An 11,999-nucleotide genomic window follows, 5' to 3' on the forward strand; every position below is an offset into this window, starting at 1 on the left:
ATGGCAAAGAAGGCCAAGAACTTCAAGAAGTCCAAGACCGGCCTGTACGTCTCGCTGGGCTCCACCGCCTTCGGTGCGATCAGCGTCGCCAAGCAGGCGAAGCTGGCGCGCAACGACAACGACGTGCTGCGGCTCATCGACGCGGCCGTCTCCGCCGCGGCGATCGTCACCGGTCTCGCGATCCTGTACCGCGAACTGAAGCGTCTCGGCGACGACGACGTCCTGCTGGGCTGAGAGGGAAAGTTTCACCGTGACTGTCATTGACCTGGTGTCGTACGAGGACGCTCTCGCGACGTACGACCCCGTCATGGGCCTCGAAGTCCATGTCGAGCTGGGCACCAAGACCAAGATGTTCTGCGGCTGCTCCACCGAGCTCAAGCAGGACGCCAACACGCAGACCTGCCCGGTCTGCCTCGGTCTGCCCGGCGCACTCCCCGTCGTCAACGAGATCGGCGTCGAGTCCGCCATCAAGATCGGCCTCGCGCTGAACTGCGAGATCGCCGAGTGGTGCCGCTTCGCCCGGAAGAACTACTTCTATCCGGACATGCCGAAGAACTTCCAGACCTCCCAGTACGACGAGCCGATCGCCTTCAACGGCTATCTGGACGTCCAGCTGGAGGACGGCGAGATCTTCCGTGTGCAGATCGAGCGCGCCCACATGGAGGAGGACACCGGCAAGTCGACGCACGTCGGCGGTGCCACCGGCCGCATCCACGGCGCCTCGCACTCGCTGCTCGACTACAACCGCGCGGGCATCCCCCTCATCGAGATCGTCACCAAGCCGATCGAGGGAGCGGGCGAGCGCGCCCCCGAGGTCGCCAAGGCGTACGTCGCCGAACTCCGCGAGCTCATCAAGGCGCTCGGCGTCTCGGAAGCCCGCATGGAGATGGGCCAGATGCGCTGCGACGTGAACCTGTCGCTGCGCCCGAACGGCACCGAGACCTTCGGCACCCGCTCCGAGACGAAGAACGTGAACTCCCTGCGTTCCGTCGAGCGGGCCGCCCGGTTCGAGATCCAGCGGCACGCCGCGGTGCTCTCCTCCGGCGGCACGATCGTGCAGGAGACCCGGCACTTCCACGAGGAGGACGGCTCCACCACGGCCGGCCGCATCAAGGACAACGCCGAGGACTACCGCTACTTCCCCGAGCCGGACCTGGTGCCGGTCGCCCCGGCCCGCGAGTGGGTCGAGGAGCTCCGCAAGGGCCTCCCCGAGCTGCCGCGCGTGCGCCGCAACCGGCTCCGCGAGGAGTGGGGCGTCTCCGAGTTCGACATGCAGTCGATCCTCAACGCCGGTGCCGTCGACCTGATCGTCGCCACCACCGAGGCGGGCGCCCCGTCCGACCAGGCCCGCAAGTGGTGGATGGGCGAGCTGGCCCGCAACGCCAACGAGACCGGCCGCGGCCTCGACGAGCTGCCCATCACCCCGGCGCAGGTCGCCCGGGTGACCGAGCTCGTCGCCTCGGGCGACCTCAACGACAAGCTGGCCCGCCAGGTCATCGAGGGTGTCCTCGCGGGCGAGGGCGACCCGGACGCCGTCGTCGAGAAGCGCGGTCTCAAGGTCGTCTCGGACGAGGGCGCGCTGTCCACGGCCGTGGACGAGGCGATCGCCGCCAACGCGGGCATCGCGGACAAGATCCGGGCCGGCAAGGTCGCGGCGGCGGGCGCGCTCGTCGGCGCGGTCATGAAGGCCACCCGCGGTCAGGCCGACGCCGCCCGGGTCCGCGAGCTGATCCTGGAGAAGCTCGGCGTCGAGGGCTGACCCCCTCCCCGCACGCGGCTTCGTTCGTACGAAGGGGCGACGCATCCGGCGTTTTCGGGTGCGCCGCCCCTTCGCTGCTGTCCCCACCTTTCCGTGCCCGCCCCCGTCGGCGGGCCCGTCGGCCCCGGAGGGTCCGCTGAACACCGTGCTCGCCGCGACCGTCTCCGTCGCCGTCCTCCTCGCGGTCCTGGCGTTCGCCGTCGTGCGCCCCCGGGGGCTGCCCGAGGCCGTCCTCGCCGTCCCCGCCGCCCTGCTGGTGGTGGCGATCGGGGCCGTACCGCTCTCCGAGGCGCGCCAGCAGACCGAGGACCTGCTGCCGGTCGTCGGCTTCCTCGCCGCGATCCTCGTCCTCGCCCAGCTCTGCGCCGACGAAGGGCTCTTCACGGCTGCCGGTGATCTGGTCGCCCGGCTCTGCGGGGGCCGCACCGGGCCGCTGCTCGGCGGGGTGTTCGTGGTGGCCTCCGTCATCACCGCCGTGCTCTCGCTGGACGCCACGGTCGTGCTGCTGACCCCCGTCGTCTTCGCCACCGCCGCCCGGGTGGGCGCCCGCCCACGCCCGTACGTCTACGCCTGCGCGCACCTGGCGAACTCGGCGTCCCTGCTGCTGCCCGTCTCCAACCTCACCAACCTCCTCGCCTTCACCGCGAGCGGACTCTCCTTCACCCGGTTCGCCGCGCTGATGACGCTGCCCTGGCTGGCCGCCATCGCCGTCGAGTACGTGGTCTTCCGCCGGGTCTTCGCCGAGGACCTCGCGGCCGGCGCCCACGCGCCGGACCCGGAGGCCGAACGCACCGAGGTGCCCGTCTTCACCCTGGTGGTGCTGGTGCTGACCCTGGTGGGGTTCGTCGTCACCTCCTTCGCGGGCGCCGAACCCCTCTGGGCGGCCCTGGCCGGCGCCCTGGTGCTCGGGGTACGCGCGCTGGGGCAGCGCCGGACCACACCGCTGCGGCTGCTGCACTCGGCGAACCTGCCGTTCTGCCTCTTCGTGCTCGCCCTCGGCGTCGTGGTCAAGGCCGTCGTGGACCACGGGCTCGGCACCGGCATCGGCAAGGTGCTCCCCGACGGCTCCTCGCTGACCGCGCTCCTCGCCGTCGCGGCCGTCGCCGCCGTGCTGGCCAACCTGATCAACAACCTCCCGGCGATCCTCGCCCTGCTGCCGGTCGTCGCGGCGGCCGGACCGGGCCCGCTGCTCGCCGCGCTGATCGGGGTCAACCTCGGCCCGAACCTGACGTACGTCGGCTCGCTGGCCACCCTGCTGTGGCGCCGCATCCTGCACGCCCACGACTCCCCGCCCGACCTCGGCCACTTCACCCGGCTCGGCCTGTTGACCGTCCCCGCCACGCTCGCCGTCTCGACGGTCGCGCTCTGGGGGGCGCTGGAGCTGATCGGGGTGTGAAGGTGAGGGGCGTCGTGCGCTCGGATTAGCCTTCTTTCACATGAACGAGAACGTGTACGTGGGCAACGCCGGCGCGGACGCGGCGCTGGACCGGGGATGGATCCTCGGGCACTTCAAGGACGCCGCGGACCCCCGCCACAGCGAGGACGTCGAGATCAAGTGGGGCGTCCACCCGCGCGGCGACGAACGGGCCCAGTGGGTGCGCGGCGAGGAGCGCACCGCGCTGCTGGTCCTCATCAGCGGCCGGTTCCGGGTGGAGCTGCCCGGCCGGGACGTGGTGCTCTCGCGCCAGGGCGACTACGTCGTCTGGGGCCACGGCGTCGACCACTCCTGGTTCGCGGAGGAGGAGTCGGTCGTGCTGACGGTCCGGTGGCCCTCGGTGCCCGGGTACGCGGTGCCCGAGACTCCCGCGGACGAAGGCTGAGCGGACGTTTGTGCGAGTATGTCCGGCGTGCGCGCCGATGGTCGCGGCGTGCGTACCGATGACGAAGGAGCCGCATGTTCAAGGTGAGCCTGGGTGAGGACGGGGCCGAGCTCTTCCCGCTGGAGGCCTGGCAGGCCGAGGAGTTCCTCGCCCACATGGACCGGGCCCGTCCGGCCCTCGACCCCTGGATCCCCTTCGCGAGCTTCGCCACCGACCTGCCCTCCGCCCGCGCCCTGATCCAGCGGTACGCGGACAAGCAGGCCGCCGACACCGGACGGCTCTACGGCATCCGGCTGGACGGCACCCTCGTCGGCGGGGTGCTCTTCCGGATCTTCGACGCGGAAGAGGGCAACTGTGAGGTGGGCTGCTGGCTGGAACCGGGCGCCACTGGACGCGGCCTGGTCACCCGGGCCGTGCGCGTACTCATCGACTGGGCCGTCGACGTCCGGTCGATGCACCGGATCGAGTGGCACGCCTCCGCCGGGAACACCCCGTCCATCGACGTGGCCCGCCGGCTCGGCATGACCCGCGACGGGGTGATGCGGGAGAGTTACGCGTATCACGGTGTGCGCCACGACACCGAGATCTGGTCGGTCCTCGCCCCGGAATGGCGGGCCGGACGGGCCTGAGCCGCCGGTCACGGTCGTCGGCGGACCGTGACGTTAAGAGGGTTCTCATACAGGACCCCTAGCGTGCGGCGCATGAACACCTCCACCGCCAAGACCTCCACCGCCCCTGCCGCCGAAGACGACCGCGAGGAGCAGCCGCCCACGTCCGAAGCCGCCGCCGGTGTGGCCGAGGGCGGCTCCCCGGCCACCGGGGAGAAGAACGGGCCGTCGGACGCCCTCACCAAGTCCGACGCGTTCGGGGAGTTCGAGGACCTGGACGAGAGCCTCGAAGACGAGGACCTCGACGACGACGCGGCCTCCCGGGGCATCGGCGCCGGAGCCGGGGCCGTCGTCTCGACCGCCCTCGGCGTGGTCGGCCTGGTCGGCGGCTGGACCGGCAAGGTCGCCTCCGAGCGCGAGACCCTGATCGGCCAGATCAAGACCTCCAACGGCGGCACCGCTGCCCAGCAGATCTCCGAGATCTACGGCGACTCCTGGCACACCACCGCCCTCGTCAACGGCATCTTCGCGATCCTCGCCGTGCTCGTCGGCGTCTTCGTGCTGGTGCGGCCCGCCTTCGGCACGCCCTCCGCGCACCCGCAGCCGTCCTGGATCCGCTCCGTCGCCCTCGGCGGCGTGGTGCTGGGCGCGATCGGGCTGGTCCTCTCGATCGCCATGTTCTTCGACCTGATCGTCGGACTGCCGAGCACCTGACCGAGCCCGCGGACGGGTGGCGGCCGGCCCTCCCCGGAGGGCCGGTCACTACTCGACCTCCACCAGCAGGATCCGGTCGTCGCCCGGCTTCGGGTCGCCGCGCCCGTCGGTGTTGCCGGTCACCACCCACAGCTTGTCGCCGCCCGCCGCGGCCACCGTCCGCAGCCTGCCGTACGCCCCCTCCAGGAACGCCTGCGGCTTCGCCAGGGGCTCCTTCGCCGAGCCGCTCAGCGGAATCCGCCAGAGCCGCTCCCCGCGCAGCCCCGCCATCCAGATCGAGCCCTTCGCGTACGCGATGCCGCTCGGCGACGCCTCCGCCGTCTTCCACCGCGCGACCGGGTCGATGAAGTCGCCGCCCGTCCCCTTCGGCGTGATCCCCTCCACCTCGGGCCAGCCGTAGTTGCCGCCCGGCTCGATGAGGTTCAGCTCGTCCCAGGTGTCCTGGCCGAACTCCGAGGCCCAGAGCCGCTTCTCGCCGTCCCACGCGAGCCCCTGCACATTGCGGTGACCGGGGGAGTAGACGACCGAGTCCGCCTCCGGATTGCCGTGCACCGGCTCCCCGTCCGGGGTCATCCGCAGGATCTTGCCCGCCAGCGAGTCCTCGTCCTGGGCCAGCCCGTCGTCGCCGGTCTCGCCGGTGCCCGCGTACAGCATCCGGTCCGGGCCGAAGGCGATCCGGCCGCCGTTGTGGACCGCGCCCTTCGGGATGCCGCGCAGGATGGTGTCGGGCGCCCCCAACTGCTCCCCGGCGGGCCGCCGTTCGTCGTACACCATGCGGGCGATGCGATTGTCGGACTCGGTGGTGAAGTACGCGTACACCTGGTGGTCGGCGCCGTACGTCGCGGAGACGGCGAGCCCCAGCAGCCCGCCCTCACCGGCGGGCGACACCCCGGGGACGGAGCCCAGCAGGGTCTTGCCGCCGGTCTTCGCGTCGACGCGGGTCACCGTGCCCTCGTCCCGCGAGGAGACGAGCAGGTCGCCGCCGGGCAGCACCGCGAGCCCCCAGGGCGAGGCCAGGCCGGTGGTGAGGGTGGAGACGACCTTCGCCGAGCCCTCGGCGGGCGGCAGCGAGACCGTGGGGGAGGGGGAGGCCGACGGTGAGGCGGCCGTGGTGGCGCCCGTCGTGCCGGAGGCCCCGGAACCTCCCGGGTCACCCGAGGACGAGGAGCAGCCGGCGGTCAACGCCAGTGCCGCCGCCGAGAGGAGGGCCACCGCCGCCGGGCCGCGTGCGCCCCGGGCCCGTACCGATCCGAACCCCGCCACGACCGGACCGAACACCGAACCGACCGATCCGAATACCTCACCGACCGGTCGGAATACCGCACCGAGTGATCCGAACACCGCACCGCGCACAGAACCGATCCTTCTCCGGGCCCGCCGGGCCCCGTCGTCCGCTCCCGGGCCGCCCGTCCGCGGACCGCCCACCGCCCATGGTGCCCGTACCGGTGCGGGGTAGTCCGGCGTCACGCCGAACCGGTCGTGCTCCGCCCGCGCCGCCGGGGTGCGAACCGCGCCGCGCCGTCGGTCCCGAGAGCCGACCCCGTCGCCGTCAGTCCCACGAGCCGAGGGCCGGCGGGAGCGCGGCGATCTCGGCCAGATCTCGGTCGGTGAGCGCCAGCGCGGCGGCCCCGGCGTTCTCCACCGCCCACTCCTCCCGCTTGGCGCCCGGCACCGGCACCACGTGCGGGCCCTGCCGCAGCACCCACGCCAGCGCCACCTGCGCGGGCGTCGCCCCGTGCCGCTGCGCGACCCGGCGCAGCCCCGCCACCACCGGCTGGTTGGCGGCCATCATCTCCGCGGTGAACCGGGGGTGCCGGGCCCGGGGATCGTCCGGTTCGAAGCCCTGCCCCGGCTTCAGGGTGCCCGTGAGATAGCCGCTGCCCAGCGGCATCGCGGCCAGCAGCCCCACCCCCCGCGCGGTGCACCAGGGGAGCAGGGAGACCAACGCCTCCGGCGACCAGACCGACAGCTCGGCCTCGACCGCGCTGACCGGGAAGACCTGCTGCACCCGCTCCAGCTGCCGGATCGTCGCGTCGTACAGCCCCGCCCGGGACCGGCGCGGCACCCGCGCCCCCACGGCGCACAGCCCGAGCGCGCGTACCTTGCCGGCGGTCACCAGCTCCGCCATCGCGCCCCAGGTCTCCTCCACCGGCACCTCCGGGTCGGCGCGGTGCAGCTGGTACAGGTCGATCACATCGGTCTGCAACCGCCTCAACGAGGCGTCGCAGGCCCTGCGCACGTACCCGGCACGGCCGTTGGCCACGATGTGCTGATCCCCCACCAGCAGCCCGCACTTGGTGGAGATGAACGCGTCCTCGCGGCGGCCCTTCAACGCCCGCCCGACCAACAGCTCATTGGTGAACGGGCCGTACATGTCCGCCGTGTCGAGCAGCCGGACCCCCGCGTCGAGAGCCGCGTGCACCGTACGCACCGAGCGTTCGCCGAGCCGCTGTGACGCGCTGTAGCCCCAACTCATCGGCATACAGCCCAGCCCCACCGCGCCCACGGCGAGCGCCGCCCCACCGATCGTCCTGCGCTCCAACTCCCCGAACCCTCCCTCGGCCGTGTCCGGCACCGCCCAGGGCCCGCCCCGTGCTCGTCCCACGATAGGGAGTGGATCAGCACGTTGCGTCACGCGGCCAGGAAGACAGCTTCGCGCGAAGACGCCCCGACGCCTCACCGGCGCGCCCCGACGGGCCGCCTCCAACCCCGGGAACATGGCGTCCACCGGCCCCGCACAACCTCAGGAGCTTGGCGTCCACCGGCCCCGCGCAACCTCAGGAACATGGCGTCCACCGGCCCCGCACAACCTCCGCGGCACGACGTCCACCGCCTCGCATAGCCTCGGGTGCATGACTTCCACGACCCGCACCGACGTGTGGCTGCCGCTTCCCGCGGACGAGATACGGGGGCTCCCCGAGGGCCTCACCTACCACTTCTGGGACGGCGGAGCCGAGTTCCCGGCCGACCCGGCGCAGTGCGCCTTCTACGTGGTGCCGTACGCGAAGAGCCAGCAGACGTCCGTCCGCCCGATCCCCGAGATGCGCGCCGTGCAGGTCGTCCAGACTCTCTCGGCCGGCACCGACCACGTGGAACCCGCCCTCGCGGGGCTTCCCGCCGGCGTGCGCCTCTGCAACGCCAAGGGCGTGCACGAGGCGTCCACCGCCGAGCTCACCCTCGCGCTGGTCCTCGCCTCGCTGCGCGGCATACCCGGGTTCGTGCGCGGCCAGGACGCCGAGGAGTGGCGGTCGGGCTTCTACCCGTCGCTCGCCGACAAGTCGGTGCTCATCGTGGGGTACGGCTCCATCGGCTCGGCCATCGAGGACCGGCTCGCGCCCTTCGAGTGCGCGCGGATCGCGCGTGTCGCGCGCACCGCCCGGACCACCGCGCGCGGGCCCGTGCACGCGCTCGACCAACTGCCCGCGCTGCTGCCGCAGGCGGACGTCGTGATCCTCTCGACCCCGCTGAACCCGTCCACGCGAGGGCTGGTCGACGCCGCCTTCCTGGCGGCGATGCCGGACGGCGCCCTGCTGGTGAACGTGGCCCGGGGCCCCGTCGTGGACACCAAGGCACTGCTGGCCGAACTGGAGTCGGGCCGGCTGCGGGCCGCACTCGACGTCACCGACCCGGAACCGCTGCCCGCGGGCCACCCGCTCTGGCATGCTCCCCACGTCCTCATCAGTCCGCACGTGGGAGGCAGCACCTCCGCGTTCCTGCCGCGCGCCAAGCGGCTGATCGCCGGTCAACTGACCCGGTTCGCCGCGGGGGAGCCTGTGCACAACGTCGTGCACACCACCGGCTGACGGCGCTCCGGAGCGGCGATACCACGCCCCGTACGCACAACACCCCAGGTCGTCATGGAGAGTAGAGGAAGTATGGCCCTGCGTGACGAGTCTGGTGTATCGTCCAGAGGCGGGGGCTGCGCCGTGGCAGGACGGCGGCGGGGCGGGCAGCTGGACGCGAGGGGGCAGTGGGCGATGTGCGGCCAAAAACGGGACGGACGGACGCGGAACCGGCGACAGTGGTCCTCGACGCGAGCGCTGCGCCGCAGTCGTCCGCCGTCGCGACCGGTGCTCCGCCGTGTGTCTGCGGGCCGGAGTGCGACGGCGGTTCGCGCGGCGGAGCGGCGGACCGCCACCGACCGGGGGTCGGTCCGGTGAGTGCCCTGGACGCCCCGCTCTCCCGCCGGCCGGCCGTGTCCGCCCGCGCGAGGGTGCTGCCCCAGGTCCTGCTCGCGGTCGTCTGCGCGGGCTACGCGGTCGGTGCCGCTGTCGGCTGGGGCTCGACCCGACTGGCGCTCTTCATGGGCGACTTCGGCCTCAGCCTGGCGGCCCTCATCGCCTCCGTCTCCTGCTTCCTGTACGCGGGCGCGGCCGGCCGGCCCTCCCGGGCCGCCTGGCTGCTCTTCTCGTTCTCCTCCGCGATGGCCGCCTGCGGCAACGCCGTCTGGGGCTGGTACGAAGTCGTCCTCGACGGGCACGTACCGCCGCTCTCCGCCGCCGACTTCTTCTTCCTCTGCTTCGCCCCGCCGGCGATCGTCGGACTCCTGGTGCTCGCCAAGCGCCCCGTCACCCGGGCCGGCTGGGTCTGCCTGGTGCTGGACGCCTGGCTCATCGGCGGATCGCTGCTCACCCTCTCCTGGAGCCTCGCCCTCGCGCACACCACCGACGTCGTCGGCGAGGGGGAGAGCGTCGCCCGCGCCGCACTGTCGCTGGCCTATCCGCTGCTCGACATCGTGCTCGTCTCCATGGTCCTGGCCCTGCACTTCCGGCGGAACAACGCCAACCGCTCGGCGGTCAACACCGCCATCGCCGGACTCGCCCTGACCGTCGTCAGCGACGCCCTGTTCACCTCCCCGCTGCTCCGCTCGACCTACCACTCGGGCCAGCTCCTGGACGCGGGCTGGTTCGCCGGCTCACTGCTGCTCGCCTACGCGCCCTGGGGCGTACGCCACACGACCGCACCGCCCGGGCACCCCGCGTACGCCGAACGCCCCGGCCGGACCGGGCGCACCACCAGCCGCCCGATCGCCGGATCACTGGCCGCCCTCACGCCCTACCTCGCCGCCGCCGTCTGCACCCTCGGCATCCTGTACAACGTCGTCGAGGGCCGCCGGGTCGACGGGGTGGTGGTCGTCACCGGCTGCGCCGTCGTCCTGGCCCTCGTGCTGCGCCAGGCGATCATGCTCCTGGACAACCTCACCCTCACCCAGGAACTCGCCCAGCAGGAGAACCACTTCCGCTCCCTGGTCCAGGGCTCCAGCGACGTCATCATGATCGCCGACCCCAACGGCAAACTCCGCTACGTCAGTCCGGCGGCGGCCGGAGTGTACGGCTGCCCGGCGGAAGACCTGCTCGAAACCGAACTCATCTCGATCATCCACCCCGACGACCGCGGCAGAGTCGTCCACCAGGTGCGGCGCTTCCTCGCCGCCCCGCCCGCCGAGGAACCCACTACCCGGATCGAGTGCCGCTTCCGGTCGGGCTCCGGGGACTGGCTCAACGTCGAGTCCACCGTCAACCGCCACCACGGCGGCCTCCTGCTCAACAGCCGCGACGTCACCGAACGCGTCCGCCTCCAGGCACAGTTGCAGCACAACGCCGAACACGACCCGCTCACCGACCTGCCCAACCGGGCGCTCTTCACCTCGCGGGTGCGCCAGGCGCTCGGCGGACGCCGGGCCGGAGACGTCGGCACCGCCGTGCTCTTCATCGACCTCGACGGCTTCAAGGCCGTCAACGACACCATCGGGCACCAGGCCGGCGACGAACTCCTCGTCCAGGCCGCCCAGCGGCTCGCCGACTCCGTCCGCGCCGCCGACACCGCGGCCAGGCTCGGCGGCGACGAGTTCGCCGCGCTGATCGTCGGCGACGGCACCCGCGACCAGGCCGCCCGGGAGTACCAGGTCCACGAGATCGCGGACCGGCTGCGCCTCACCCTCTCCCAGCCGTACCTCATCGGCACCGGCGAGGTGCGGGTGGCGGCCTCCATCGGCGTCGCCTTCGCCGAGCCCGGGATCACCCCCACCGACCTCATGCGCAACGCCGACCTCGCGATGTACCGCGCCAAGGCCGCCGGCAAGGACCGGGTCGAGCTGTACGCCCCGCAGATGCAGGCCGACGTCGTGCGCCGCTCCGAACTCGCGGCCCGGCTGCGCACCGCCCTGCGCGACGGCGAGTTCGCCCTGCTCCACCAGCCCGTGGTGCACCTCGCCTCCGGCACCGTCGCCGCGGTCGCCGCGCAGGCCCGCTGGCGGTCCGCCCAGGGCATCCTCTTCACCCCCGCCGAGTTCCTGCGCGTCGCCGACGACGGCGACCGCACCGCCGAGCTCGGCCGCTGGCTGCTGGAGGAAGCCGTCCAGCAGGCCGCCGAGCGCACCCGGGCCGGGTACCCGGTCTCCGTCTCCGTCCGGCTCTCCGCCGGGCGCCTGCTGGACAACGCCCTGCCCTTCGGCTCCGTCGAGGCACTGCTGACCCGCCACGGCCTGCCCTCCGGCGCCCTGATGATCGAAGTGGGCGACAGCGACCCGAGGATCTCCTTCGACGAACTCGAACGCCGCCTGGTGGCCCTGCGCCGCCTCGGTGTCCGCATCGCGCTCGACGGCTTCGGCAGCGGATACGCCGCCATCAACGCGCTGCGCCGCCTCCCCATCGACGTACTCAAACTCGACCGGGGCCTCGTCGAGGGCGTGGTCGAGTCGGCCCGGCTGCACAAGATCACCAGCGGGCTGCTGCGGATCGCCTGCGACCTGGGGATGCAGTCCGTGGCGGACGGCGTCGACGTCCCGGAGCAGGTGCTCGCACTGCGGGCCATGGGGTGCACCCACGGCCAGGGGATGGCCTTCTCGGGGCCGCTGGACGAGTACCGGCTGCGCCACGCGCTGCGCCGCGGACAATTCCCCGTACCCGGAGTACCGGCAGCTCAGCCCGTACTCGCCGGGGGTTCGCCGCCCCGGTTGGGCGGCTCACATGATGAGACGTCCGTCCCACCCGCTTGACACGGTCGGCGTGCCGGAGAGAGGGTCAATGCCATGCGCACCCGAATTCTCGTACTTGGAAAGCGCGTCGGCTGAAGCGGGGTCACACGACACTCCGCTTA

10 protein-coding genes are annotated in these 11,999 nt (G+C 72.6%); 8 read left to right on the top strand and 2 right to left on the bottom strand.

From position 1 onward, the window contains the following. The 6 genes from ACWCWD_RS13935 (at position 1) to ACWCWD_RS13960 (ending at position 4,901) form a co-directional block, all read left to right on the top strand. A complete protein-coding gene (locus ACWCWD_RS13935; RefSeq protein ID WP_073727053.1) occupies positions 1-234 on the top strand; it encodes a hypothetical protein in 234 nt (77 codons plus the stop codon). A 16-nt stretch (positions 235-250) separates the two neighbouring features. Continuing rightward, complete coding sequence (gene gatB / locus ACWCWD_RS13940; RefSeq protein WP_450772781.1) at positions 251-1,759, top strand: Asp-tRNA(Asn)/Glu-tRNA(Gln) amidotransferase subunit GatB; 1,509 nt, start codon at positions 251-253, stop codon at positions 1,757-1,759. A 136-nt stretch (positions 1,760-1,895) separates the two neighbouring features. Beyond that, entirely contained in the window at positions 1,896-3,155 is a 1,260-nt protein-coding gene (locus tag ACWCWD_RS13945) for an SLC13 family permease (protein WP_450773042.1), read from the top strand. Between the two features lie 40 nt (positions 3,156-3,195). Beyond that, entirely contained in the window at positions 3,196-3,579 is a 384-nt protein-coding gene (locus ACWCWD_RS13950) for a signal peptidase I (protein ID WP_450772783.1), read from the top strand. 74 nt (positions 3,580-3,653) lie between these two features. Further along, positions 3,654-4,208, top strand: coding sequence for a GNAT family N-acetyltransferase (locus tag ACWCWD_RS13955; protein WP_450772784.1), 555 nt, complete (start codon positions 3,654-3,656; stop codon positions 4,206-4,208). A 72-nt stretch (positions 4,209-4,280) separates the two neighbouring features. Next, complete coding sequence (locus ACWCWD_RS13960; RefSeq protein WP_450772786.1) at positions 4,281-4,901, top strand: hypothetical protein; 621 nt, start codon at positions 4,281-4,283, stop codon at positions 4,899-4,901. 48 nt (positions 4,902-4,949) lie between these two features. On the opposite strand, the gene ACWCWD_RS13965 is transcribed toward ACWCWD_RS13960, so the two are convergent. Continuing rightward, positions 4,950-6,164, bottom strand: a complete 1,215-nt coding sequence (locus ACWCWD_RS13965; protein ID WP_450772788.1) for a PQQ-dependent sugar dehydrogenase — start codon at positions 6,162-6,164, stop codon at positions 4,950-4,952. 286 nt (positions 6,165-6,450) lie between these two features. Next, on the bottom strand, positions 6,451-7,443 hold the full coding sequence (locus tag ACWCWD_RS13970) for an aldo/keto reductase (protein WP_390962608.1): 993 nt from the start codon (positions 7,441-7,443) through the stop codon (positions 6,451-6,453). Between the two features lie 310 nt (positions 7,444-7,753). Between ACWCWD_RS13970 and ACWCWD_RS13975 the strand changes: the two genes are divergently transcribed. Together ACWCWD_RS13975 and ACWCWD_RS13980 are read left to right on the top strand one after the other, a co-directional pair. Continuing rightward, positions 7,754-8,704 carry a 2-hydroxyacid dehydrogenase gene (locus tag ACWCWD_RS13975; protein WP_450772789.1) on the top strand — a complete coding sequence of 317 codons (951 nt, stop codon included), beginning with the start codon at positions 7,754-7,756 and terminating at the stop codon, positions 8,702-8,704. Between the two features lie 353 nt (positions 8,705-9,057). Further along, entirely contained in the window at positions 9,058-11,898 is a 2,841-nt protein-coding gene (locus tag ACWCWD_RS13980; RefSeq protein ID WP_450772791.1) for a putative bifunctional diguanylate cyclase/phosphodiesterase, read from the top strand. Positions 11,899-11,999 lie beyond the last annotated feature (101 nt).

The sequence above is a fragment of the Streptomyces sp. NPDC001493 genome (assembly GCF_053597235.1).